The 24,512-nt window shown below is 70.4% G+C and carries 18 protein-coding genes and 3 tRNA genes; 10 read left to right on the top strand and 11 right to left on the bottom strand.

Features of this window, described 5'->3' with window-relative positions; genetic code table 11:
- The first annotated feature begins 88 nt into the window (after window positions 1–88).
- The 3 genes from ddaH (at window position 89) to OG885_RS07255 (ending at window position 3,002) form a co-directional block, all read left to right on the top strand.
- Complete coding sequence (gene ddaH, locus OG885_RS07245; protein WP_405727799.1) at window positions 89–865, top strand: dimethylargininase; 777 nt, start codon at window positions 89–91, stop codon at window positions 863–865.
- A 225-nt stretch (window positions 866–1,090) separates the two neighbouring features.
- On the top strand, window positions 1,091–2,065 hold the full coding sequence (locus OG885_RS07250) for an acyl-ACP desaturase (RefSeq protein WP_405727802.1): 975 nt from the start codon (window positions 1,091–1,093) through the stop codon (window positions 2,063–2,065).
- Window positions 2,066–2,162: 97 nt separating this feature from the next.
- Entirely contained in the window at window positions 2,163–3,002 is an 840-nt protein-coding gene (locus OG885_RS07255; RefSeq protein ID WP_405727805.1) for a hypothetical protein, read from the top strand.
- A 9-nt stretch (window positions 3,003–3,011) separates the two neighbouring features.
- On the opposite strand, the gene OG885_RS07260 is transcribed toward OG885_RS07255, so the two are convergent.
- Window positions 3,012–3,088: transfer RNA gene (locus OG885_RS07260), tRNA-Trp, on the bottom strand.
- A 91-nt stretch (window positions 3,089–3,179) separates the two neighbouring features.
- Between OG885_RS07260 and OG885_RS07265 the strand changes: the two genes are divergently transcribed.
- Together OG885_RS07265 and OG885_RS07270 are read left to right on the top strand one after the other, a co-directional pair.
- Window positions 3,180–4,583 carry a DUF2201 family putative metallopeptidase gene (locus tag OG885_RS07265; RefSeq protein ID WP_405727808.1) on the top strand — a complete coding sequence of 468 codons (1,404 nt, stop codon included), beginning with the start codon at window positions 3,180–3,182 and terminating at the stop codon, window positions 4,581–4,583.
- The gene (locus OG885_RS07270) at window positions 4,584–6,380 is read left to right on the top strand and encodes an AAA family ATPase (RefSeq protein ID WP_405727811.1); all 1,797 of its coding nucleotides are present in this window, start codon (window positions 4,584–4,586) and stop codon (window positions 6,378–6,380) included. It begins immediately after the preceding gene.
- Window positions 6,381–6,404: 24 nt separating this feature from the next.
- Here OG885_RS07270 and OG885_RS07275 read toward each other — a convergent pair whose 3' ends face one another.
- The 4 genes from OG885_RS07275 to OG885_RS07290 all read right to left on the bottom strand — a co-directional run bounded on the left by OG885_RS07275 (window position 6,405) and on the right by OG885_RS07290 (window position 9,094).
- Window positions 6,405–7,580 (bottom strand): ribonuclease inhibitor, encoded by a 1,176-nt coding sequence (locus OG885_RS07275; protein WP_405727814.1) that lies wholly within the window; start codon window positions 7,578–7,580, stop codon window positions 6,405–6,407.
- The gene (locus tag OG885_RS07280; RefSeq protein ID WP_405727817.1) at window positions 7,577–8,908 is read right to left on the bottom strand and encodes an SDR family NAD(P)-dependent oxidoreductase; all 1,332 of its coding nucleotides are present in this window, start codon (window positions 8,906–8,908) and stop codon (window positions 7,577–7,579) included. The genes OG885_RS07275 and OG885_RS07280 overlap by 4 nt, the downstream gene beginning before the upstream one ends.
- A gap of 32 nt (window positions 8,909–8,940) precedes the next feature.
- A tRNA-Asp gene (locus OG885_RS07285) sits at window positions 8,941–9,012 on the bottom strand.
- Between the two features lie 10 nt (window positions 9,013–9,022).
- Window positions 9,023–9,094 (bottom strand) — tRNA-Ala (locus tag OG885_RS07290).
- Window positions 9,095–9,192: 98 nt separating this feature from the next.
- Here OG885_RS07290 and OG885_RS07295 point away from each other — a divergent pair.
- Window positions 9,193–11,664 carry a hypothetical protein gene (locus OG885_RS07295; protein ID WP_405727820.1) on the top strand — a complete coding sequence of 824 codons (2,472 nt, stop codon included), beginning with the start codon at window positions 9,193–9,195 and terminating at the stop codon, window positions 11,662–11,664.
- On the opposite strand, the gene OG885_RS07300 is transcribed toward OG885_RS07295, so the two are convergent.
- Window positions 11,645–11,890, bottom strand: a complete 246-nt coding sequence (locus OG885_RS07300) for a WhiB family transcriptional regulator (protein ID WP_399964539.1) — start codon at window positions 11,888–11,890, stop codon at window positions 11,645–11,647. The genes OG885_RS07295 and OG885_RS07300 overlap by 20 nt on opposite strands.
- A 198-nt stretch (window positions 11,891–12,088) precedes the next feature.
- Here OG885_RS07300 and OG885_RS07305 point away from each other — a divergent pair, with 198 nt between their 5' ends.
- Window positions 12,089–12,880, top strand: a complete 792-nt coding sequence (locus OG885_RS07305; protein ID WP_405727823.1) for a VOC family protein — start codon at window positions 12,089–12,091, stop codon at window positions 12,878–12,880.
- A 29-nt stretch (window positions 12,881–12,909) separates the two neighbouring features.
- Here OG885_RS07305 and OG885_RS07310 read toward each other — a convergent pair whose 3' ends face one another.
- The 3 genes from OG885_RS07310 to OG885_RS07320 form a co-directional block, all read right to left on the bottom strand.
- On the bottom strand, window positions 12,910–13,923 hold the full coding sequence (locus tag OG885_RS07310) for a LacI family DNA-binding transcriptional regulator (RefSeq protein WP_405727826.1): 1,014 nt from the start codon (window positions 13,921–13,923) through the stop codon (window positions 12,910–12,912).
- Between the two features lie 198 nt (window positions 13,924–14,121).
- A complete protein-coding gene (locus OG885_RS07315; RefSeq protein WP_405727829.1) occupies window positions 14,122–15,057 on the bottom strand; it encodes an ornithine cyclodeaminase family protein in 936 nt (311 codons plus the stop codon).
- A 26-nt stretch (window positions 15,058–15,083) separates the two neighbouring features.
- Window positions 15,084–16,070, bottom strand: a complete 987-nt coding sequence (locus tag OG885_RS07320; protein ID WP_405742624.1) for a multicopper oxidase domain-containing protein — start codon at window positions 16,068–16,070, stop codon at window positions 15,084–15,086.
- Between the two features lie 198 nt (window positions 16,071–16,268).
- Here OG885_RS07320 and OG885_RS07325 point away from each other — a divergent pair, with 198 nt between their 5' ends.
- Window positions 16,269–18,749, top strand: a complete 2,481-nt coding sequence (locus OG885_RS07325) for a ThuA domain-containing protein (RefSeq protein ID WP_405727832.1) — start codon at window positions 16,269–16,271, stop codon at window positions 18,747–18,749.
- Window positions 18,750–18,793: 44 nt separating this feature from the next.
- The gene (locus tag OG885_RS07330; protein ID WP_405742625.1) at window positions 18,794–20,941 is read left to right on the top strand and encodes an OmpL47-type beta-barrel domain-containing protein; all 2,148 of its coding nucleotides are present in this window, start codon (window positions 18,794–18,796) and stop codon (window positions 20,939–20,941) included.
- Here OG885_RS07330 and ligD read toward each other — a convergent pair.
- The gene (gene ligD / locus OG885_RS07335; RefSeq protein WP_405727835.1) at window positions 20,928–21,953 is read right to left on the bottom strand and encodes a non-homologous end-joining DNA ligase; all 1,026 of its coding nucleotides are present in this window, start codon (window positions 21,951–21,953) and stop codon (window positions 20,928–20,930) included. The genes OG885_RS07330 and ligD overlap by 14 nt on opposite strands.
- A 75-nt stretch (window positions 21,954–22,028) precedes the next feature.
- Between ligD and OG885_RS07340 the strand changes: the two genes are divergently transcribed.
- Window positions 22,029–23,099, top strand: coding sequence for an ATP-dependent DNA ligase (locus tag OG885_RS07340; protein WP_405727838.1), 1,071 nt, complete (start codon window positions 22,029–22,031; stop codon window positions 23,097–23,099).
- A 10-nt stretch (window positions 23,100–23,109) separates the two neighbouring features.
- Here the strand turns inward: OG885_RS07340 and OG885_RS07345 are convergent, their stop codons facing one another.
- Window positions 23,110–24,300: a zinc-dependent alcohol dehydrogenase gene (locus OG885_RS07345; RefSeq protein WP_405727841.1), complete on the bottom strand. Its 1,191-nt coding sequence runs from the start codon at window positions 24,298–24,300 to the stop codon at window positions 23,110–23,112.
- Window positions 24,301–24,512 lie beyond the last annotated feature (212 nt).

Here is a 24,512-nt window from a genome sequence, read left to right on the forward strand (position 1 = left end):
TTTGTGCGCGCGGGCCCGCCCTGCATGATGGCTGACCGGCGCCGCTTTTCCGGGGCGCCGCCACCTGCCGCCGTTACGGAGTTTCCTCGTGCCCAGCAAGAAGGCCCTCATCCGCCGCCCCAGCCCGCGCCTCGCCGAAGGCCTGGTGACGCACCTCGAGCGCGAGAAGGTCGACGTCGATCTCGCGGTCGAGCAGTGGGAGGCGTACGCCGAGGCCCTGCGCGCCCACGGCTGGGAGACGATCGAGGTGGAACCGGCCGACGACTGCCCGGACTCGGTGTTCGTCGAGGACACGGTGGTCATGTACAAGAACGTCGCCCTGATCACCCGGCCCGGCGCCGAGTCACGGCGCGAGGAGACCGCCGGGGTCGAGGAGGCCGTGGCCTCGCTGGGCTGCTCGGTGAACTGGATCTGGGAGCCGGGCACCCTGGACGGCGGTGACGTCCTCAAGGTCGGCGACACGATCTACGTCGGCCGCGGCGGCCGTACCAACGCGGCGGGCGTCCAGCAGCTGCGGGCGGCCTTCGAGCCGCTCGGGGCGCGGGTCGTCGCGGTGCCGGTGAGCAAGGTGCTGCATCTGAAGTCGGCGGTGACAGCGTTGCCGGACGGGACGGTCGTCGGGAACATCCCGAAGGTGGACCGTCCGTCCCTCTTCCCGCGCTTCTTGTCCGTGCCGGAGGAGGCGGGCGGTCACGTCGTGCTCCTCGGCGGTCACAAGCTGCTGATCTCGGCGAGCGCGCCGAAGACCGCCGACCTGCTGGCCGACCTCGGCCACGACCCGGTCGTGGTCGACATCAGCGAGTTCGAGAAGCTCGAAGGGTGTGTGACATGCCTCTCGGTCCGCGTCCGGGAGTTGTACGCCTGACGAGTGAACGGATCATCCGTTCAGCCCCGGGACCTGCGGGTCCTGGGGCTTTTGCGGAGGCCTCCGAAACCTGCGGGAACACGGCTGATCAGGGATCTTTACATCCCGCTTAACCTACGGCTACGTAACCTACGGGTTCGTAGCCTACGCTCTCGTAGGTTCCGGCAACCGCTCGCCGGGTACCCGGCTTTTCTCCGCTTTGTTACGCGTCCCCCTGGAGTTCCCGTGACGATCACTTCCCCTCACCTCGGCAGCCCCGCCGTCTGGACCGACGCCAAGCTGCTGTACGCGCTGGAGGAAGTGGTCGAGACCGAGCTCAACCGGCATCTGAAGGTCACCAAGGACTGGATGCCGCACGAGTACGTGCCGTGGAGCGACGGCCGCAACTTCCCGGGCTTCTTCGAGGACGGCGAGGCCTGGGACAAGGAGCAGTCCAAGGTCACCGAGATCGGCCGCATCGCGCTCGTCGTGAACCTCCTCACCGAGGACAACCTCCCCAGCTACCACCACGAGATCGCCTCGCTCTTCGGCCGCGACGGCGCCTGGGGCACCTGGGTGCACCGCTGGACCGCCGAGGAGGGCCGGCACGGCATCGTGATGCGCGACTACCTGCTCGCCTCGCGCGCGGTGGACCCGGACAAGCTGGAAGCGTTCCGCATGGCCCACATGAGCGAGGGCTTCGAGTCGGACAACCGCCACTCGATGCTGCACTCGGTCGCCTATGTCGCCTTCCAGGAGCTCGCGACCCGTATCTCGCACCGCAACACCGGCCACCAGTCCGGCGACCCGGTCTGCGACCGCATGCTGGCGCGCATCGCGACCGACGAGAACCTCCACATGGTCTTCTACCGCAACCTCCTGAAGGCCGCGTTCGACCTCGCCCCCGACCTGACCATGCAGGCCGTCCGGGACGTCGTCGTCAACTTCCGTATGCCCGGCCACGGCATGCCCGGCTTCGAGCGCTTCGCCGCGCAGATGGCCATCGGCGAGGTCTACAACCTGCGCATCCACCACGACGACGTCATCCAGCCCGTGCTGCGCTTCCTGAAGATCATGGAGATCGACGGTCTCGGCCCCGAGGGACAGCAGGCCCAGGAGGAACTCGGCCTGTTCATGGGCGGTCTGGACGCGGAGGCTTCGAAGTTCGACGCGAAGCTCGCGGCGCGCAAGGCGCGGATGGCGGCACGCGCGGCGGGCTGACCACAGCAGGGGCGGCCGTCGGCAAGGGCGGCCCTCGGCAGGGGCGGCCGTCGATTTTCCGGTGCGGTCCGCCCCTGACCGGCGGCATCATGCCGCCATGCGAGAGAACACCAGGGCGCAGAGGTCGGTCGGGTTCCTGCTCGGCCTCGTCGACGAGGAGACCGCCGTACGGGTCCGGGCGCGGACCGGCCTGCCGGAGCCCGAGACCCCCGCGCAGGCCCGGGGACGCGTCACGCGCGCGTGGACCTGGGCCCGCGGCCTTGAGGCCTCCGTGGCGCTGTGGATCATGGAGAATGACGACCCGCAGCTCAACGCCCTGGTGTGGCGGTACATCCCGACCGACTCCGGTCTGCGCCGCGCCATCGCGCGCGGGGTGCCCTTCGCGGCCGGTCGTGTCGATCCCCTGCCGGTCGATGTGACCCTGCCGGGGCAGGAACCCGAGATTCCCGAGAGCTACGTCCGGCATGGGCTCGTCGGCGCGCTGCGCGAGGTCACCACGGTGCACCAGGGACGCGCGGCGGCGTCCATGGTGCTGACGCGCGCCGACTGGGCGACGGTCGGCGCGGCGGACCGCGAACGTCCGCTGCCCGGCTACGCGCGCTGGGCGCTCAACGTACGCCCGGACTGCCCGCCGTCGGTACGGGCGGGCTTCGGCACCCACGCCAAGTTCACCCACCGCCTGCGCCAGGCGGGCGTGTTCGAGAGCGCCGCCGACTACGTGGCCTCCGAGGGCCCCGCCATACGGGTCCTTGAAGTCCTGTCGATGGGGCGGCTGTTGTTCCCGGCGCGGCTGAAGGAAGCCGAGGACGCCCTGCGCCCACTCGTCGACGAGCACTTGGGCGACCGTGAGGACGCGTGGGCGGTGCTGGTCCAGCTGGCGGAGACGTTCCACGGGAACACGCCGGAACTGATCGTCACGGCGGGTGCCGTCGCGTGACCGCAGGGGGGCGGGGCGGCTGGATTCGAACCAGCGTGTTTCCGGTTTTGGAGACCAGTGCGCCTGCCTCTGCGCTACGGCCCCGCCCTTGACGCCAGATCGTAATGCCTTGGCCCGATGTCAGTGGGCCCTGGTACCAATGAGCCACGGGGGCAGGTTCGGTTCGGGGGGCAGGACATGGCGTACGGGGAGCGGGGGCGGCGTCCCCCGGTGGTCGACCTCGCCGACCGCCGGGCGCTGGAGGCGTACCGCCCGGCGGATCCGGCGGTCGTGGCCCAGGCGCGCCGGCTCAAGGAGGCGGCGCTGCTGGACTTCGGGCTGACGGAGTCGGCGGTGGCGTCCTGGCTGTACGCCAAGTGCCACCACCAGATCCCGACGACGGCGATCGACACGGCGGCCGTGGTGGCGTCCGGCGACGGGACCTGCCTGCTGCTGTACAACCCGGACTTCTTCGCCGGACTCGGCCTGGACGGCGTGAAGTTCGTCCTGTTCCACGAGGCACGCCATCTGGTGCACCGCCATCTCCTCGCCGACCCGGAGCTGCGCGCCGACCCGGTCTTCGAGCTGGCCGCCGAGGTGTCCATCAACCACGTGGCACTGGTCCGGCTGCGCCGTGACGAACTCCCCCTGCTGGACGGCCGGCCGACGGGCATCGACCCGCGCGCGGTGTACGAGCAGTACCGCGCGGACCTGACCGAGCACGGCCTGGAGCCCGTCCCGTACGAGACGTTCACCGAGACGGACCTGCGGGTGTACGGCGAGCTGAAGCGGATGCACCGCCCACCGGTGCCGGAGCGGCGGCTGTGTGCGCATCTGGGGGGCGACCTTGTCCCGGCCGACCAGGAGACCGTCGACGCGGTGACGTCCTCGGCGCTGCTCAACTCCCTGCTGGCGGCCCGGCGCGGACACGCGGGCGCGGAGCGGGAGTTGCTGGACCTCATGGGCCGCACCGAGGACGGCAGCGCACGCGCGGCGCGGATCTGGGGGCAGTTGGGCGCGGGCGTGCTGCGGGGCGAGACCACGCGCACCCGCACGGTCCACTGGTGGCAGCGCTGGCTGGTCGACGTACTCGGTTCCAGACTGCGCGAGGGCGAGCGGCTGGTGTACCCGAAGAAACGGGGTGCGCTGCTCGCCGCGCTCGGCCAGGACCCGATGCTGGCGCGGCGCGGCCCGGTACGGGACAAGATGCTGGTCGTCGCGTACGACACGTCCGGCTCGATGCCGCAGCATGTGATCACGTGGCTCACCGAACTCGTGGGCCGCATCGACGGGGTGGAGGCGCACTGGCTGTCCTTCGACGCCGTGGTGATGCCCTTCGCGCCCGGCGAGCGGGTCTATGGCGGGGGCGGCACGAGCTTCCAGGCGGTCGCGGACTACGTGGAGGGGCGTACAGAGGTCAACGGCCGGCGTTTCGACGTCACGCCGGACGCCGTCGTGATGCTGACGGACGGATACGCGCCGCCGATCACCCCCGCCGAGCCGGAGAAATGGATCTGGCTGATCACCGAGGGCGGCAGCGAGTGGCCCGAGACGCACACACCGGCGATGGACTGCCATCGCGTCACCACAGGATCACGGTAAATGACCACGGACACCGAGAAGTTGACCGCCTCGCGGCTCGAGTCGTTCATCGACGCGATGATCGACATGGGGCAGACGGGCCAGATCTTCGGCGAGCACGGCATCGGCAAGACGGCGACGTTCTTCTCCCATCTCGCCCACGCCCACCCGGACACCACCCTGGTCTACGTCCCGGCGGCGAACCTGACGCCGGACGACCTGCTCGTCAACGCGCCGGTGCGCGACCCGCACACCGGTGAACTGGTGCTGCGCCAGCTGGTGATGAGCCAGTTGAAGCCGGGCACTCCGTTCGTGCTGCTGATCGACGACTCGCTCCAGGCGGGCGACACGATCCAGTCGCAGCTGATGCAGATCGCCTGCAACTGGACGCTGGGCGAGCACGACCTGCGCGCGCTGGGCTGCGTCGGCGTCTTCCTCACCGACAACGAGTCGCTGACGGAGACGTCGGTCCGGCGCGGCGACCTCGCGCTGCTGGACCGTATGGTCACGCTGCGGATCACGGCCAACGACACCTCGTGGCGTCGGCATCTGGCGGCCAAGTACCGTCCGTGGGACCTGCGTCCGGTGTTCTCGCTGTGGGCGTCCCTGTCCCCCGCCCTGCGCGAGCTGCTGTCCCCGCGCACGCTCGACCACGTCCTCGCCAACGCCAAGGAGGGCTTCCCGCTGCGCTGGGGCCTCCCCTTGGTCGACGGTGACCGGCTGCGCCTGGCCGAGCCGGGCCCGGACGGGAAGCCGGGGCAGAACCGTACGCACGAGATCCTCGACCGGATCGCCGAGGCGGTGGGCGTGGCCAACCCGTCGACGATTCCCGACCCGGTACGACAGGTGCTGCGCGCCGCCCTGCGCAACCGCTGGACGGTGCTGCTCCAGGGCCCGCCCGGGTGCGGCAAGACGGAGTTGGTGCGGGAGACGGTGCGGGCCGGCCTCGGCCGGGAGCCGCTGTACTTCTCGCTGCCGGTGACGAACGTCGAGGACCTGTGCGCGCCGGTGCCGTCGGCCGACGGCACCCTCGACCACCTCCTCGCCGCCCACTTCACCGGCCCCGAGCCCAAGGCCATCGTCTGGGACGAGTACAACCGGCCCAAGGACAAGGCCGCGTTCGCCAAGCTGATGGAGATCACCCAGGAGTGGTCGCTCGCGGGGCGGCGGATCGAGAACCTGCGGGCGCAGATCGCGGTGCAGAACCCGCCGTACCATCTGGGCCGCAAGCTGCTGGTGTCGCGGAACAACATCGCGCAGGCGACGCGTTTCACGGCCTCCCTGGAGGTCGATCCGCAGGACATCCCGGCCAACGAGTGGCTGCTGGCCCGTTACGGCGCGGACGCCGAGACGGTCCTGGAGTGGTGGAAGCACGACATCGACGACGACGGGCGTGCCTGGATCACCAAGCGCACCCTGGAGCGGCTCATCAAGCTGCACCGGCGCGGGCTGCCGCTGGAGATGGGCACGGTGTATCTCGGCGACGGCGAGTACGCGCCCGTGCCGCTCACCGCGCTCCTCGACCGGCTGAGGGGCCGTGAGGTCACCGGCCTGCGGGAACTCGCCCGCGACGCGGACGCCTGGGAGGCGAGGCTGCGCCGCGCGGCCGAGCGGTCCGAGGAGGGCGGCAACGACACGGACGTGGTCCACCAGATCCTCGCCAACGCGGAGCTGTCCCAGTTGAAGAAGCACCGCGCGGTGGTGGCCCGCCTGGTGGCGCTGCTGCCGGCCAAGCTGCGGGCGACGTATCTGGTGGGGGCGTCGGAGCGGCAGCAGCGGTACTGGACGGAGGTCTTCGTGGGGATGCGGAGACAGTAGGCGTCAGGCGTCGGGCGTCAGGCGTCAGGCGTCAGGTGGAGCAGTTCGGTGCACACTCCGGACGGCGGCCACATCGGCCGGGACCGCCGGCCGCGGCAGGTGGGCGCTGTGCGCCTCCAGGCGTCGTTTGACGCTGGCCGCGATGCCCTGGCCCAGGACGAAGCGGGTGGCCGTGACGGCGTGGGGCGCGGTGTCGAGGAGGCGGTGGGCCTCGCGGCTGCGCATGCCGGTGTGGGTGAGGACGAGGTGGGTCAGGCGGTGCTCGGTGGTCGCCAGGGTGTCGGCGATCGTGCCGGACGCTGCCAGGTCGATGTGGTTGTCCGCCGCCCCGAGGACCGCCGCCGCGCGCACCCGGCCGAGGTCCAGCAGGGCGACCCCGGCCGCCGTGGCCGCCGCCACCAGCCGGGCGGCGGCCTGTGGCCCGATGCCGTTGCTGGCCACCGCGAGCCGGGTGAGCCGCCCGTACGGCGCCCGCTCCAGCGCGTCGGCGAGACGGAGGGCGCCCGCGTCCCCCAACCGGGCCGCGGACACGTACAGTTCGTCGATCGCGCCGGCGGCGACCACCACTCCGAGCGCCTCCGCGCCCGCCTTGCCCAGCGAGTTCCCACCGACGAAGAGCCGCTCGATGCGGCGTCCGTTGTCCGCGGCGGCCAGCAGCGCGTCGGCGAGGACGGCGGCGCCGGCCGCGTCGAGACCGGTCTGGACAAGGTCGAGCGTGCGCAACGACCGTGCGGACTCGATGAGTTCGGCCGCGGCCCGGCCACCGCCGGAACCCAGAGGATTGCGTTTGAGCCACACTCCGGTGACGACCTGCGGCGAGGCCCGCAGCTGGTCGGCGATCCGGCAGGCGCCGCCCGCGGTGATCCCGTTGCAGCCGAGGTAGAGCGTCTCGACCTCGGCACTCGCCCCGGCCACCACCTCGGCCCCCGCGTCGCCGAGGCCGTCGGTTCCGAGCAGCAGATGCCGTACCGGTGTCGGGCCCTCCCCCAGCGCCTGAGCGACCAAGGACGCCCCGTCGGCGCCCAGTTCCTGCTTGCACAGATCGAGGCGCCCGTCGGGCAGTGCCGTACCGGTCGGGAAGTCGAGCCGTTCCCCGGCCGGCCGTCCTGCCCTCAACCAGTCGAGCAGCGGGCCCAGTTCGGCGACCGGGCGCGGCACGACGGACGGCACTCCGGCGAAGCCGCTCGTCTCCTGATTCACCACTCCGCCTCCTGGTAGTCCTTGAGGAACACCCCGGACACGGGCTCCCCCGCCTCGCCGCGCACGATCGGGTCGTACACCCGGGCCGCCCCGTCCACGATGTCCAGCGGCGTCCGGAACCCGGCCCGCGCCATCCGCGCCTTCTTCGGCGCCGGGTTCTCGTCCGTGATCCAGCCGGTGTCGACGGCGCACATGTGCACGCCCTGGTCGGCGAGTTCGGCGGCGCTGGTGCGGGTGAGCATGTTGAGGGCGGCCTTGGCCATGTTGGTGTGCGGATGCCCCGCCATCTTGTTGCGGACGGCGAAGCGGCCCTCGACGGCGGTCACGTTGACCACGTACCGGCGTGGCCGCGGGGACGCCAGCAGCAGCGGCAGCAGCCGGTCGCACAGCAGCGCCGGGGCGAGGGCGTTGACGAGCTGGGTCTCCAGGACCTCGGCCGGGTCGAGCGCGCCGAGCCGGGCCGACCAGGAGTTCTCCGGGGACGGGTCGGGCAGCAGCCCGGCCTCGTCGGCCTCGCGCAGGGCGACGGGCAGGGACGCGACGCCGCTCGCCAGCATCCGCATCGGCGTGAACCCGGGTGCCTGCCGGGCGCCCTCGGGCAGCGCGTCGTACTCAGCGCCCGCGAGCAGCGCGTACGACTCCGGCGGTCTGCGCACCGTCTGGGCGGCGTTGTTGACGAGGATGTCCAGCGGCTCGCCCTCCCGCCGCAACTCCTCGCACAGGCCGAGGACTTGGCGGGGATCACGCAGGTCGACGGCGAGCACGGTCAGCCGGTCCAGCCACTTCTCGCTGCCCGGCTCGGCCCGGAAGCGGCGCACGGTGTCGTGCGGGAACCGGGAGGTGACCAGCAGTTCGGCGCCGTCCCGCAGCATCATCAGGGCCAGCTGGAAGCCGATCTTCACCCGACCGCCGGTGAGCAGCGCGCGGCGACCGGAGAGGTCACAGCTCAGCGCGCGGCGGGCCGTGTTGTCGGCGGCGCACGACGGGCACAGCCGGTGGTAGAAGGAGTCGACCTCGCGGTAGGGGGTCTTGCAGACGTAGCAGGTGCGGGGCTTGCGAAAGACACCGGACGTGCCGGCCGCCGGGGTCAGCGGCGCGTCCTCGCGCCGTTCGGGGGCACCGGTCGCCGTCGCCGCCATGGTCCGCGCGTCGGCGGCGGACGCCTCGGCACCCCTCGCCTTGCGCCGACGCAGCCGTCCGTCGCGGGCGAAGGAGGCCGCGACCTGCTCGGCGGACAGCCGTACGGGGTCGTCGACGGGCAGCTCGCGCAGCTTGCCCACGACCTGGTGGAAGGCGGCCAGTTCCGCCTCACTGATCGCCTCGCCCATGTGCCGTCCCCGCCCCGTGCATCGCCGTACCGCGGTCCCGACCGGATTCGAACCGGCGTATCCGCCCTGACAAGGCGGCGAGTCTGCCTCTGCTCTACGGGACCCTCACACGTATCCGGACGACCGGATTCGAACCGGCGTGACCGCCATGCGAAGGCGGCGCGCCTGCCTCTGCGCTACGCCCGGACCGCGCCCTCGGATCCTAACCGCGCCCCGAACGGCCGGTCGCACGGATTTACGGGACGCCCCCACGGTGCAACGGTGCCCGCAGGGGGTGACACACCATGGCCCAGACCCATGAGTGGATGTTCTACGAGGTCATGTGGCGCGGCTGGGCGGGTCGGGACCGGGTCCCGTATCCCGTGCCCTGGTGGGCGCAGCAGGCCTTCCGCCGCTGGAGCGACGACTTCGACTCCGGCACGTACGACTCCAAGGAGGCGGCCTTCGCCTCCAACGCCCTGTACCGCTACTGGCACATGGTCGGCGTCAAGGACCATCGCCAGGAGTCCCTGATCGGCCAGGCGGGCGAGATCGAGCCCGTCTACGACAAGTACAGCCTCTGCTTCTTCCTCCACGATCCGGCGACGGGCGCCCTGCGGCTGCCCCAACTCCCGGACGCGGGAAGGGTGGAGCAGCGGATGGAGGCTCCGCATCTGCCGGTGGTCCTGACGACGTTCCGCACACCGGAGGGCGTCGAGTTCGTGCAGCGCACCTTCGCCACGCCCGTCGGCGTGAGCCAACGGGACCTGGTGGTCACGCGGGTGACCGTGGGCAGTCCCACCGGGCAGCCGCGCGAGGGGCTGCTGTGCGCGGCCGTTCTGCCCGCCGGTCCGAGCGGCTTCCAGCGGCACGACCGCGACGAGCGCCAGAGCACCGACCGGCGCCTGACGTTCCTGCGCCATCTGCCGGACGAGCAGCGGGTGGAGACCAACGCGGGCTGGGGCCCGGTCTTCGACACCGCGCCCGAACAGTACGGCGTCTACGGCAACACGGACTTCTCCTTCGACCCGGACACCTACCTCACCCACAGCCCGTTCCACGACCTGGTCGTCGGCGGCAAGCTGAACGGCGCCCTGGAGGCGCAGGACCAGGTGGCCGGGATGTGCAGCGCGGTGTTCGCGTGGCCGTTCCGGGTGACGGAGGACGAGGTCTTCGAGATCGACGTACGCCTGCCGGTCGACCTGTTCAGCGGCGCGGCGGACCTCGCCGGACTCCGCGCCACACCGGCCGCCGAACTGGAGGCCGCCAACCGGGACTTCTGGACGGCGAAGATCCTCGGGCAGGGGGTGCAGCCGGGCCTGCCGCGCCCGGTGGCCCATCTGACCGACCTGTTCCGCCAGTCCCGCACCCAGCTCCTCGTCCTGTCCGACCACGGCGAGATCCACCCGGGCCCCACGGTCTACGACTCCTTCTGGATCCGGGACTCCTCCGTCGAGGCGACAGCCTGTTCACTCGTCGGCGACTCGGCCCTGGTCGAACGGCAGTTGGGTACGCACTACCCGCTGAAGTTCAGTCTCGGAACGGGCCGGATCGGTCCGTGCGCCGAGTACGGCTTCTACGGCGGCCCGCACGAGAAGGACGACCACGAGTGGGACAGCAACGGCCAGGCCCTGTGGGCGATCGGCCGCTTCGACCGCACGAGTGGTCAACGGGCCGCCTTCGGCACGAAGTTGTACGTCCCCTACGTCCGGGACGCGGCCCGCTGGCTGCGCGACAACCGCGACCGGTACGGCCTGCTGCACAGCGGCTGGAGCGCCGAACACCTCGGCGAGCGCGACAAGCCGCACTACTGGGACGACTTCTGGGCACTGGCCGGGCTCTACGAGGCCGCACGCCTGGCCGAACGGATCGGAGCGCCGGAGGTGGGCGAACTCTGGTCCGCCTTCGACGACTTGAAGCGGGCCACAGGCGACTCGATCCGCTGGGTGCTGGGCGAGCAGCGGGCGCGCGGCGCCTGGGAGACGTACATCCCGACCGGTCCCGGCGACGTCGGACGGCTCGACTCGACGATGATCGGGGCGGCGGCGTACTTCCACCCGCTGCGTCTGCACATGGACAGCAAGCTGGGCGACGACATCGACCGGGCCGCCCGCTTCACCCTCGACACCATGTACGCGCACTTCGTCACCGGCGGCTTCCGGCACGAGGCCGCCTGGCAGGCGTACGGGCCCTATCTGACCCTGCAGTTGGCGCACGCCTGTCTGCTCGCCGGGGACCCGGCACGCGGGGACGCGCTGCTCGGCTGGACGGTCGCGGCGGGGTTCCCGAACGTCGCGGAGCGCGCGGTGGCGCTGGGGGCGTGGAACGAGCAGCACGCGTTCCCGATCGCGTCCGACTTCCGCGAAGTGCCGTACGGGCGCTGGTACATGGGGGACATGCCGCACGGCTGGGCGGCCGCCGAGTATCTGCTGCTGATCCGCGACATCCTCTTCTTCGAGGCCGACGAGGACCACGACCCGCACCTGTACATCGCTGCGGGGGTACGGCCGCACTGGGTGCCCGGGGGTGAACCGGTCGCCGTGGACGCCGCGCCCACGCTCTTCGGGGCGCCCTTCGGCTACCGGCTCTCGCACGACCCGGCGGAGCGGAGGGTGACCGTGGAGATCACACAGGCGCCCGAGGGGGTGCGGTTCGTCTATCCGTGCCGGTTCGGCGAGGTGCGGTCGGCGCGGGCCGACGGGCACGAGCTCGACTGGACGGGCCCGGACGTACGGGTGCCGGCGGGGACGGGGCGGTTCAGTGTGACGTACGCCTGATCTCCAGCCGTTCCTTCTCCGACAGGCCGCCCCACACGCCGAAGCGCTCGTCGTTGTCGAGGGCGAACTCCAGACAGGCGGAGCGGATCGGGCACAGACCGCAGATCCGCTTCGCCTCCCGCACGGAGCTGCCCGGTTCGGGGAAGAAGAAGTCCCCGCCGGTCTGTGCGCAGAGCGCCTCTTCCTGCCAGTCCAGGCCAGGTGGCGTGATCGTTTCGATGAGCATGTGCAGGATCGTGCCGGGCGGCGAAAAACGTTCGATCAACGCGGGATCAACGCCGCGCTCCCAGGCCTCCGGCCGCCCCGATACTGCTCCGCCGTGCGCCCTGACGCACGGCGGCGCGCGGCGTTGCGGGGCGATTGTCAGTGGGCGGTGCAAGACTCGGCAGTGCAGTGGACGTAACCCCCTCGGAGGAGGGCAAGGATGCTCACCACCCGTTATGTCACCGGCGCACCGAACTGGCTCGATCTCGGCACCCCCGACATCGAAGGCGCCTCCACCTTCTACAACGCCCTCTTCGGCTGGCGCTTCGAGCCCGGGCCGCCCGAGTCCGGCGGCTACGGCTTCTTCCAGCTGGACGGCAGGACCGTCGCCGGCGGCATGCAGAGCACCGCGGAGGACGGCCCGCCGTCCTGGACGGTGTACTTCCAGACCCCCGACGCGGACGCCACCGCGAAGGCCGCCGAGCAGGCGCACGGCAAGGTGCTGATGCAGCCCCTGGACGTGATGGACCAGGGCCGTATGGCGATCCTCGCGGACAAGGCCGGCGTGCCCTTCGGTATCTGGCAGCCCGGCCGCCTCAAGGGTCTCGACGTCACGCAGGAGCCGGGCTCCCTGTGCTGGATCGAGCTCTACACGGCGGACCAGCCGATGGCCGCGTGGTTCTACAACGCCGTCCTCGGCCTGGAGACCTACGGCGTCGACTTCCCGGGCGGCACCTATACGACGATCAATCCACGCGGCGAGTCCGAGAACGCCATGTTCGGCGGCATCGTCCCCTTCGCCGACGCACCCACGGAGGCGGAGGGCGGCCCCTACTGGCTGCCGTACTTCGAGGCCACGGACGTGGACGCGGTGGTCGCCGAGGCGGAGGAGCGGGGCGGCCTGGTCAGGATGCCGCCCACCGACATCCCGGGCGTGGGCCGCGTCGCCCGCCTCACCGACCCGTACGGGGCACGCTTCGCGGTGATCAGGAGTGCGTCTGCGGAGGGGTGACGGGGGGCAGGGCCACCTCTCCGGGCCGGCTATGCGGACGCCCTGCGCACCAGCGTCGTAGGCAGCACCACTCCGGAGGACGTGTCCCCGCCGCCCTTGAGCAGAAGGCGGGCCATCAGCCGGCCCATCTCCTCTATGTCCTGGCGGATCGTCGTGAGGGGTGGGTCGGTCTGTTCGGCGATGGGCAGCATGTCGTCGAAGCCGATGACGGCGACGTCGTCGGGGACGCGTCGGCCGTGCTCGCGCAGTACGCGCAGGGCGCCGGACGCGGTGAGGTCGTTGGCGGCGAACACCGCGTCGATGTCCGGGCAGCGGTCGAGCAGTTCGCGCATCGCCCGCTCCCCGCCGCCCGGCGTGAAGTCACCCTCCGCGACGAGCCGCGCGTCGACGTCCCCCATGACATCGCGGAAGCCCTCCAGCCGGTCCACCGCCGACGTCTGGTCGAGGGCGCCGGTGATGTGGGCGACACGGCTGCGGCCGAGGCCGACGAGATGCCGTACGGCGTCCCGGGCGCCGCCCCGGTTGTCGCTGTCGACGTACACCACGTCGTCCCCCGTGCCGTCGCTCCAGCCGGGCCGGCCGCCGAACACGGTCGGGATTCCGGCCCGTTGGATCAGACCGGGCAGCGGGTCGTCGAGGTGGAGGGAGAAGACGAGCGCCCCGTCGACATGTCCCCCGGCGAGATAGCGACCGACCCGGGCGTGATCGTCCCGCCCCTCGGTGAGCAGCAGCACGAGCTGGTTGTCGTGGGCCGTCAACTCCTTGCTGATGCCCCGGAGTTGCAGGGCGAAGAAGGGGTCGGAGAAGACCCGGGTCTCCGGTTCGGCGACGACGACGGCGATGGCGTCATGGCGTCGCGTGACCAGGCTGCGGGCAGCCTGGTTCGGAACGTACCCCAACTCCTCCACAGCCCGCCGCACCCGCTCGACGAGCGGCTCCCTGACCCCGTCACCGCCGTTCACCACCCGCGACACGGTGGCCCGCGAGACCCCGGCCCGCGCGGCCACGGCCTCCAGCGTGGGACGCGGCACTGTCTCGCTCACTTCGGGCCCTCCTCGTGGTTGCGGCCCAGGATAGCCCTGGTCGGGACGGGAGGTGAGAGCGCTCTCGGGAAGCGGAAACGGGGTTGCGGCGGGTCCGGGGCGGCAAGATCGTCGTTTGCGGCGAACGGGGAGGGGACGGGGTCATGGCCACTGATATCCGGGCACGCACCTCCGACTCCGTGCTCGACATCAGCTGACTCACGCCAGCAGATCCACCTCTCGCCCCACCCCACTCCGCCGAGCCTCCTCGTACGCCGCCCACGCGAGCGCCAGGTCCTGCCAGGGGAGTCCCACCGGGGCGTAGACGGTGCGGTCAGTGGCGTTGGCCCTGCCAGGGTGGTCGCCTCGCAGTACTTCCCCGAGGGTGGCGGTGGCCGTCAGGCCTGTCTCCGCCAGCGCTCCCATCGTGCCGGCGAGTGCGCGGTCGTCCACGATCACCGAGGCCGCTCCGAGCAGATCCGCGCCCAGCTCCCGTTTGCCCGGCTCGTCCGCGCCGAGGCTGGTGAGATGCTGGCCGGGCCGGGTGTCCGCGAGGTGCAGCAGCGGCTCGCGGGACCAGGTCGCCAGCAGGACGGTGTCGGTCGCCGCGGCCACCTCCGCCGCCGAGCCCACCACGCGTCCACCATGTCGTGCCGCGAACTCGGCGGCCCGTTCGTCGTCCGTGTCGTGGACCACCACGTCAATGGGGGACCCCAAAGACCGGAGCGCCTTCAGTCCCCGTACCGTCAACTCGGCCTGTGCGCCCGCCCCGACCACTCCGAGAGCGCCATCCGCACCGGCCAGCACATGTGTTCCCAGCGCCGCCGCCAGCCCCGTCCGCCACGCCGTCACCGTGGCCGAGTCGATCAGCGCCAGCAACTCGCCGTCCCGGCCGCTGTGGAGACAGATCACTCCGCGCAACGCGGGCCGCGCGCCTGGGAACTTGGCGTTCACCTTCATCGTGTACGCCTCGATGCCCGGCAGCAGCCCGGGGACGAGGGCCGTGGCCGTTCCCGGGAACGGCAGGTCCGTCCGCACCCGTTGCCCGGCGATCGTGCCACCGTCCGCCGCACGGAATCCCTCTCGCAGGGCGTCCAGACAGGACAGCGGGTGCAGTACGGCCTCAAGGTCACCGCGGGTGAGGAGAAGAGTCACCCCTCCATGATCCGCCAGTCAGCCGATCAGTGCTCATGCTCAGCCTCATGCCCATGCTCATGCGGCTCGTACCCGGGAATCGTTCCGTCCGTCTTCTTCACCAGGAACAACCCCACCATCCCCATGTCCGAGTGGCTCTGGACATGACAGTGGTACATCCACGCGCCCGCCCCGACCCCCTCCCCCGCGATCACCTGGAAGCCGAAGGAGTCCGCAGGGCCCACGATCTTGTTGTCGATGACCTGGCTCGGGTCGTCGGGGCCGGTGAGCATGCCGGTGCGGTTGTCAGCCCAGCGGTGACCGTGCATATGGAAGGTGTGGTAGTACTCGCCGTGCGTGATCATCACGAACTCGACCCGGTCGCCCACCGTGGCCTCGAAGTCGGGGCCGGAGTGGGCGGGCTTGTTGTTGATGAGCATGTCGTTGAAGACGATCGTGTGCGTCGCGTCCGGCAGGATGTCGCCCTTGCGGCGAACGATCACCGGGCCGTACAGGCCCTTGCGGATGCCGCCCGTGCCGTGCTCCGTGCCCACCACGTGGTCGTGGTAGTGCCAGTAGCCCGCACTGCCCGACCGCCAGGTGCCGTCCTTGCGGCGGCCGGGGGCGTGGGTGCGCCAGGTGTAGGTGCGGGTGCCGCCCGGTTCGACGTCGCTCTTGTTCAACTTGGTGCCGTCGCTGGAGATCTCGTAGTCCAGGCCGTGGACATGGAGGCTCGCCCGCACGTCCATCGTGTTCTCGAACTCGATGTGCAGCGTGTCGCCCTCGTTGAGCTCGATCAGCGGGCCCGGGATCGTCGCCTTGCCCTTCTCGAAGCCGTAGCCCATCTGTCCGTCGGCGAGCTTCTCGGCGTACAGCTTGATGTGCCGCACCTCGCCGCCCGCCGGAGCCGTCTTCGCCGGGGTGTCGGCGCTCGCGGCCTCCGGTGCGACGGACAACGATGTCGCGACGGTTCCGGCGCCCACGACGGCCGCGCCGCCCAGCAGCACTCGTCGATTGAACCCGCGCCTGTCCATGCGGAACATGCGGAACTCCCCACCCTGGGACGGAATTTGCGGAGACGCACCTGTGATGAACCTGTGAGACGGTACCGGCCGTTCCGCTGTTTATCCACACTCAGGACAAAGTTGGCCCCAACTCGGTCATAGGTATTGGCGAGTTGCGCAAAGACGTCTAGCTTCCTTGGCGCTGTCGCTGTGACCGAGGAGGTGCCCATGCACTTACGAGGGTTGAGCACGAGAAGACGGGTCGGTGTGGCGGGTGTGACCGCCGGGGTCGTCGTGGCGGGGCTGATGTCCGGCCCCGTCGCCACCGCGCGCCCGGCGCCGGAACCGACGCTGACAACGATGTCCATCAAGTCGCCGCCGGGCGGCGCGAATGTACGGGTGCTGGTCTTCTACGGTTCCGCCGCGTCCGGCGAGGAGTCGCCGGTCGTGAACGCCGGGATCGAGGCCATCGAGAAGATCGGCTTGTCCGGGCCGACCGACCAGCGGTTCAGGACCGTGGCCACGGACGATGCCTCGGTGTTCACCGATGAGGCGAAACTCGGTCGGTACAACGCCATCGTCTTCCTCACCGGCGGTGGCGACATCCTCGATCCCGAGCAGGAGGCGGGACTTGAGGCCTATATGGAGGCCGGCGGCGGGTTCGTCGGTGTCCATGACGCCGCACGCGCCGAGCCGTACTCGGACTGGTTCACCGGCCTCGTCGGCGCCCGGCCCGCCGCCTCCAGTCCAACCGCCGTGCAACGAGCCGTTGTTGAGGTGGGTGATCGGCAGCATCCGGCGACCAAGGATCTGCCCGTGCAGTGGAAACGGCCCGATCAGTGGTTCAACTGGGCCAAGAACCCGTCGGGTTCCGTGCACACCGTGGCCCGGGTGCGCGAGTCGACGTATCAGCCGGGCGACGGGAAGAACGGCTGGGACCATCCGGTCAGCTGGTGCCGTGACTACGACGGCGGGCGCTCCTTCTACACCGGCATGGGCGGCACGGTGTCGTCGTACGACGAGACCGACTTCCGTGCGCATCTGCGGGGCGCACTGATGTGGACCACCCGGATCGCGCAGGCCGACTGCAAGGCGACCATCACCGGCAACTACAAGGCCGAGCGCCTCACCCAGCCCAACCAGCCAGGTCAGAACGACCAGATAGGCGAACCGCACGGCCTGGTCACCGCCCCCGACGGGCGGGTGCTCTACATCGGGCGGGGCGGCGCCGACTCCTCCCAGCCCGTGGTCACCGACTGGAACAACCCCGACATCGGCAAGGGTCGGGGCGAGATCCATGTCTACGACCCGAAGACCAAGAAGGTGACTCTCGCGGGCGCCCTGACGGTCTTCGGCAACAAGGGCGGTGGCGACGAGCTGGTGAAGGTCGAGGAGGGGCTCCTCGGCATCGAGCTCGATCCGCGGTTCGAGGAGAACGGGTGGGTGTATCTGCACTACACCCCGCACGCGCAGATCAACCGCGAGACGCGGATGGCCGAGCGGCGGGTCTCCCGTTTCACCCTCGACCTCGCCACGAACAAGCTGGACCTGGGCAGCGAGAAGGTGCTGCTCAAGTGGCCGGTGCAGATCCACAGCTGCTGCCACGCGGGCGGCGGGATGACCTGGGACTCCAAGGGCAACCTGTACATCGCGACCGGTGACAACAACTCCAGCCGGTTCAGCGACGGTTACTCGGGCAACAACCCGGAGCCGAACTACAAGGGCGTCTCCTTCGCCGACGCGCGCCGCACCGCCGGCAACACCCACAACCTCAACGGCAAGATCCTGCGCATCCACCCGGAGGCGGACGGGACCTACACCCTCCCGGAGGGGAACCTCTTCACGGGCCGGGAGACCGACGAGGGCGGCGGCAAGACCCGCGGTGAGATCTATGTGATGGGGGTCAGGAACCCGGCCCGCATCTTCGTCGACCGGAAGACCGACATCCTCTACGCCGGCTGGGTCGGCCCGGACGCCTCGGCGCCCTCGACGACCTGGGGTCCGGCGAAGTACGACACGTTCGCCGTCATCACCAAGGCGAGCAACCGGGGTTGGCCGTACTGCATGGGCAACAAGCAGCCCTACCGCGACCGCAACCTCCCCGACCCGACGAAGCCGCTCGGCTGGTACGACTGCGACCACCCGAAGAACGAGTCCCCGAACAACGACGGCCTCGTCAACCTCCCGCCGGTCACCGGCAACAACATCTGGTACTCGCCCCAGGGCGGCGCCCCGGACTTCCCGCGCGACGCGAACGGCGTCCCGTCGTACAAGCAGGAGGAGTCCACGTATCTGCTGCCCTGGCTGAAGGGTGGCGGCCAGGCCGCGATGAACGGGCCGGTCTACCGCTACGACGCCCAGAGCGCGAGCGCGGTGAAGTGGCCCGCGTACTGGGACGGCAAGTGGTTCGTCGGCGACTTCTACGACGCCGACCAGCCGCGCAACGCCGTCATCACCGACCCGAAGAACCATGGTGAAGGTGGACTGCCCGTGCACTCCGAGTCGTTGAAGAAGATCATCCCGATCGGCAACGACGGCATCAAGAACCTCATGGACTGGAAGTTCGGTCCGGACGGCTCGCTGTACGTCCTCGACTACGGCCGGGGCTTCTTCACCTCGGATGCCAAGTCGGCGCTGTGGCGGGTCACTTACACGGGCGGCGGTCCGACACCGGCCGCTGATCAGCTGGCGAGGGGGGCGGCGCGGTGACACGGCAACGAAAAGTCCTCACCGCCCTGTTGGCCGCGGTGCTGATGTTGCTCGGCCTCCAGGCCGTACCGAGCACCGCCCAGCCCGAGGAAACGGCGGCCGCCCAGACCCTCACCTGGACCGCCGGCGACGACATCACCCGGTACACGTCGGCTCCGACGACCGCGGTGGCCGGGCAGGCGACGATCGTCTTCGAGAACAGCGCGGCCACCGGCAACACCACCGGCATGCCGCACACGTTGACCTTCGTGACCAGCGATCCCGAGTTCAACAGCGACGTCACACTCAACATCCTGGCCAACCCGAACGACGACATGGGCGGCCGGCACACCGCCGAGGTCACGCTCACCCCGGGCCGCTACTTCTACCACTGCACGATCCCGGGCCACGGCCAGATGCAGGGCATCCTCGTGGTGACCGAGGGCGGCGGCACCGACACCACACCGCCCGCAACGGCCGCGCAGGTCACGGGAACACAGAACGCGCAGGGTGAGTACGTCGGTTCGGCGAGCGTCGCGATCAGCGCCACGGACGAGGCCGGCGGATCCGGGGTCGACAGCGTCCAGTACGCGGTCGGCGACACGGGTGACTGGCTGCCGTACACCGCCCCGGTCGTCGTCGACCAGGTGGGCAGTCACACGATCCGCTACCGGGCGCTCGACAAGGCGGGGAACGTCGCCGCGGAGAAGAGCGTCACGTTCACGGTGGTACCACCGGCCTCGGACGACACCACCCCGCCGGACATCTCGGCGACGGTGACCGGTGAACAGGACGCCGACGGGGCGTACTTCGACATGGCGACCGTGACCGTGTCGGCCTCCGACACCGGTTCCGGGGTCAGCGGCATCGAGTACGCGGTCGACAGCGGGGCCTGGCAGCCGTACAGCGGCCCCGTGATGGTGCACCAGCTCGGCGCCCACACCGTCCGCTACCGGGCGACCGACAAGGCCGGCAATGTCGCCGCCGCGAAGAGCGTGCAGTTCACGGTCGTCGCGACACCCTCGCCGGACACCACACCGCCCGTGACGGGTGTGAGTGTCGAGGGCACGAAGAACTCGGCCGGGGCCTACGTCGGCAACGCCAGGGTCACCGTGAGCGCGACGGACGAGGGCGGTTCGGGGGTCGACCGGGTGGAGTACTCGATCGACGGCGGTCCGTATCTCGCATACACCACCCCCGTGGTCGTCGACCGCGCGGGCACCCACACCCTCGCCTACCGGGCCACCGACAAGGCGGGCAACACCGCCACGGCCCGTACCGTGACCTTCACCGTGGTGTCGAGCCAGGTGCCCGCACCCAACTGCCCCGAGTTCGACGAGCGGTTGACGGTGATCGTCGGTGAGGTCGACTCGGGTGTGCCCAACCGGCTGACCAACAACCGGTGCCGGATCAACGAGTTGATCGAGGACGAGAAGGAGTGGACGTCCCACGCGCTGTTCCTGAAGCACGTGAAGACGGTCCTGGACACGCTCCTCAAGGAAGGGGTCGTCGACCAGCGCGAGTACAACGCCATCCAGAAGGCGGCTCGGCAGTCCGGGATCGGCAAGCCCGGGCAGACCGAGGGATACCGGAAGATCCTCGACGGCACCGCCGAGTCGTTCGCCAAGTGGCAGCAGGTGGGCGGTGGTTCGTTCGGTCTCAACGCCGACGGGTCCATCACCTCCGGGACCACCAAGGGCGGGCTCGGCATGCTGTGGTTCCCCGAGCGCAAGTACGGCGACTTCTCGCTCCGCCTCCAGTGGCGCGACGACGCACCGGGCACCGGCAACGCCAACGCGGGTGTGTTCGTGCGCTTCCCGTGGGTCCACGACCACCCCGAGGAGTCCCGCCCGGAGTGGGTCGCCATCAAGTACGGGCACGAGGTGCAGGTCCTGGACCGGCCCGACGGCGACATGTACAAGACCGGCTCGATCTACGGCTTCGACCGCGTGGGCCTGGCCGGCGCGGGCGTGACGCAGAAGGGCACCTGGAACGACTACGAGATCCGGGTGGTCGACCAGCACTACTCGGTCTACCGCAACGGCGTGCTCATCAACGAGTTCGACAACACCGGCGGCCAGGACTTCGTCCCGCCCCGCTCGGACGACCCGGGCACGGACGGCAGACGGTTCGCCTCCGGCTACGTCGGACTCCAGGTGCACGGCACGACGGACGTCATCTCCTACCGGGACGTGCGGATCAAGGAGTTGTAGTCCCGTCCTTACGGGCCCTGCTCGGCTGTACCCGCTTGGGTTCCCCCGGCATCTTCGGATACTCGGGCGGGTACGGCAGATCGCCGAGCCCGTGGTCGTGCTCGTCGCGGCGGGCCAGTTCCAGCAGGGCCTCCAGCGAGAACGCGTGCTCGTCCATGTCCGCGTGCACATCGCCGAGTTCGGCGAAGCGCGCGGGCATGGTCGCGAGATCGAAGTCCTGCGGATGCGCCACGCCCACCTCGTCCCAGCGCAGGGGTGCGGAGACGGGAGCGTGCGGCCGGGGTCGTACCGAATAGGCAGAGGCGATCGTGCGGTCCCTGGCGGTCTGGTTGTAGTCGATGAAGATGCGCTCGCCGCGCTCCTCCTTCCACCACTTGATCGTCACATGGTCCGGCATCCGCCGTTCCATCTCCCGCCCGACCGCGATCGCGGCCCGCCGCACCTGGGTGAAGGTCCAGCGGGGCTCGATGGGCACGAAGACATGCAGTCCGCGTCCGCCCGACGTCTTGGGCCAGCCACGCAGTCCGCCGAACTCCTCCAGCACGGCCCGGAGTTCACCGGCGGCGCGGACGGCGTCGTCGTAGTCGGTGCCGGGCTGGGGGTCGAGGTCGATGCGGAGTTCGTCGGGGCGGTCGACGTCGTCGCGCCGTACCGGCCACGGGTGGAAGGTGAGCGTGCCGAACTGGGCGGCCCACAGGACCGCCGCCTCCTCGGTGGGGCACATCTCGTCCGCGCTGCGACCGCTCGGGAAGGTGATGTGGGCGGTCGGGATCCAGTCGGGCATGTTCTTCGGCGCCCGCTTCTGGAAGAAGCTCTCGCCCGTCACACCGTCGGGATAGCGCTCCAGAGTGGTCGGGCGGTTCCGCAGGGCGCGCAGGATTCCCGGTGCGACGGCGATGTAGTACCGGGCCAGGTCGAGCTTGGTGAAACCGCGCTCCGGGAAGAAGATCTTGTCCGGGCTGGACAGCCGTACGGTCCGGCCGGCCACCTCAAGCTCCACCGCGTCACCCATGCGAGCCACGGTAGGCCAGTGGGACAGACCGCGCATACCGGGCGAAATCCATCGACGGCCAGCAGAATCGGAACCATGGATCTGCCGGTCATGCCTCCCGTGAAGCCCATGCTCGCCAAGTCGGTCGCGAAGATCCCGCCGGGCATGCAGTACGAGGCGAAGTGGGACGGGTTCCGGGCGATCGTGTTCCGCGACCGGACCGAGGTCGAACTCGGCAGCCGTACCGGCAAGCCGCTGACCAGGTACTTTCCCGAGCTGGTGACCGCCCTCGCGGAGCGGCTGCCCGAGCGCTGTGTGCTGGACGGCGAGATCGTCATCGCCCGGGACGGGCGCCTCGACTTCGACGCGCTCACCGAGCGCATCCACCCGGCGGACTCCCGGGTGCGGACGCTCGCCGAGCGCACCCCGGCCTCGTTCGTCGCCTTCGACCTGCTGGCCCTGGCCGACGAGTCGGTCCTCGACGTCCCGCTGACCGACCGGCGGGCCCTGCTGGCCACGGCCCTGTCCGATGTCACCCCGCCGGTCCATCTCGCGCCCGCGACGACCGACATCGACGTCGCCCAGAACTGGTTCGAGCAGTACGAGGGGGCCGGCCTCGACGGCGTCATCGCCAAGCCACTCGGCCTGCACTACCTCCAGGACGAACGCGCCATGTTCAAGATCAAGCACGAGCGGACGGCGGACGTGGTCGTCGCGGGCTACCGCCTCCACAAGAGCGGCCCCGTCGTCGGGTCCCTGCTCCTGGGGCTGTACGACGACCGGGGCGCCCTCCAGCATGTGGGCGTGTCGGCCGCCTTCACCATGAAGCGGCGCGCGGAGCTGGTCGAGGAGCTGGAGCCGCTGCGCATGGACGATGTCACCGGGCATCCCTGGGCGGCCTGGTCGGACGAGGCCGCGCACGAGACGGCACGGCTGCCCGGGGCGCCCAGCCGCTGGTCGGGCAAGAAGGACCTGTCCTGGGTGCCGCTACGGCCGGAACGGGTGGTCGAGGTGGCGTACGACCACATGGAGAACGGGGCACGGTTCCGGCACACGGCCCGCTTCCGCCGCTGGCGCCCGGACCGGACGCCGGAGAGCTGCACGTACGGACAGCTGGAGGAGCCGGTGCGCTACGACCTGGCCGAGATCCTGGGCTCCCCCGGCTGACACATGGCGGCTAGGGCTTCATCAGAACCTTCACCGCGCCGTCCTGCTTGCGCTGGAACATCTCGTACGCGTGCGGCGCCTCGTCGAGCGGCACCCGGTGGGTGGCGAAGTCCTCGACGCCGAGCACGTCCTCGTCAGTCAGGTGCGGGAGGATGTCGTCGACCCAGCGGCGCACGTTGGCCTGGCCCATGCGGAGCTGGATCTGCTTGTCGAACAGGGTGAGCAGCGGCAGCGGGTCGGCCATGCCGCCGTAGACGCCGGAGAGGGAGATGGTGCCGCCGCGGCGGACCAGGTCGATGGCGGTATACAGGGCGGCGAGCCGGTCGACGCTGAAGCGTTCCGCGAACGGGGCGCTCAGTTTCCGCGGCAGCAGGGCCGTGGCGTTCTGGGCGAGGCGGGCGGCGGCGCTGCCGTGGGCCTCGGTGCCGACCGCGTCGATCACGGCGTCGGGGCCACGGCCGGCGGTACGGTCGCGGATCGCGGCGACGAGGTCCTTCTCGTCGTCGAAGTCCCTCAGGTCGAAGGTCTCCACGCCCCGCTGCCGTGCCCGCTGCAGTCGCTCGGTGACCAGGTCGACCCCGAACACCGTTCCGGCGCCCCGCAGTTGTGCCACCCGGCAGGCCATGTCACCGATGGGTCCGAGGCCGAGCACGGCGACGGTGCCGCCCTCCGGTACGTCCGCGTAGGCGACGGCCTGCCAGGCGGTGGGCAGGACGTCGGAGAGGTAGACGAAACGGTCGTCGGGCGGGCCCTCGGGCACCTTGATCGGGCCGAACTGGGCCTGCGGGACGCGCAGATACTCGGCCTGGGCGCCCGGTACGGCCCCGTACAGCCGGGTGTAGCCGAAGAGCGCGGCGCCCATGCCCTCGCCGGTGACCTGGGTGGTCTCGCACTGGGTGGGCAGGGAGTTCTCGCACATCCAGCAACTGCCGCAGGCGATCTGGAAGGGGACGACGACCCGGTCGCCCGCCTTGAGGTCGGGCACCCCGGCCCCGACCTCCTCGACGATGCCCATCGGCTCGTGACCGAGGATGTCGCCCGGTGTCATGAACGGGGTGAGCACCTCGTAGAGATGCAGATCGGAGCCGCACAGTCCGCTCGACGTGATGCGGATGACGGCGTCCGTGGGCTCCTGGATCCCCGGATCGGGCACGGTCTCCACCCGTACGTCCCGCTTGCCCTGCCAGGTGACTGCCTTCATCGCCGCACGCTCCCTTCCCCCCTGCTTCCCCCTTCGGAGGCGCCCCGGGTACCCGGACACACCGGGCCGAACCGCTCCGGACCGTCGCGCCGTGCCCCGCTCTGGGCCGCTCGGCGTAGCCAAGCGCTCCCCCAGAGGTATGCACCAGAGCCATTCACCCGACCGATCAAATCCGAGCGGGTATGGCCAGCAATGAACAAATAAGCGCACAA

This window comes from Streptomyces sp. NBC_00028, from assembly GCF_045041065.1.
In the GTDB taxonomy this organism is placed as follows: domain Bacteria; phylum Actinomycetota; class Actinomycetes; order Streptomycetales; family Streptomycetaceae; genus Streptomyces.

Coding starts and splice junctions, on each gene's coding strand:
- OG885_RS07255 (WP_405727805.1), top strand. CDS start 2,163: ATGCGAGAGAACACCAGGGCGCAGAGGTCGGTCGGGTTCCTGCTCGGC.
- OG885_RS07265 (WP_405727808.1), top strand. CDS start 3,180: ATGGCGTACGGGGAGCGGGGGCGGCGTCCCCCGGTGGTCGACCTCGCC.
- OG885_RS07270 (WP_405727811.1), top strand. CDS start 4,584: ATGACCACGGACACCGAGAAGTTGACCGCCTCGCGGCTCGAGTCGTTC.
- OG885_RS07280 (WP_405727817.1), bottom strand. CDS start 8,908: ATGGGCGAGGCGATCAGTGAGGCGGAACTGGCCGCCTTCCACCAGGTC.
- OG885_RS07295 (WP_405727820.1), top strand. CDS start 9,193: ATGGCCCAGACCCATGAGTGGATGTTCTACGAGGTCATGTGGCGCGGC.
- OG885_RS07300 (WP_399964539.1), bottom strand. CDS start 11,890: ATGCTCATCGAAACGATCACGCCACCTGGCCTGGACTGGCAGGAAGAG.
- OG885_RS07305 (WP_405727823.1), top strand. CDS start 12,089: ATGCTCACCACCCGTTATGTCACCGGCGCACCGAACTGGCTCGATCTC.
- OG885_RS07320 (WP_405742624.1), bottom strand. CDS start 16,070: ATGGACAGGCGCGGGTTCAATCGACGAGTGCTGCTGGGCGGCGCGGCC.
- OG885_RS07325 (WP_405727832.1), top strand. CDS start 16,269: ATGCACTTACGAGGGTTGAGCACGAGAAGACGGGTCGGTGTGGCGGGT.
- OG885_RS07330 (WP_405742625.1), top strand. CDS start 18,794: ATGTTGCTCGGCCTCCAGGCCGTACCGAGCACCGCCCAGCCCGAGGAA.
- ligD (WP_405727835.1), bottom strand. CDS start 21,953: ATGGGTGACGCGGTGGAGCTTGAGGTGGCCGGCCGGACCGTACGGCTG.
- OG885_RS07340 (WP_405727838.1), top strand. CDS start 22,029: ATGGATCTGCCGGTCATGCCTCCCGTGAAGCCCATGCTCGCCAAGTCG.
- OG885_RS07345 (WP_405727841.1), bottom strand. CDS start 24,300: ATGAAGGCAGTCACCTGGCAGGGCAAGCGGGACGTACGGGTGGAGACC.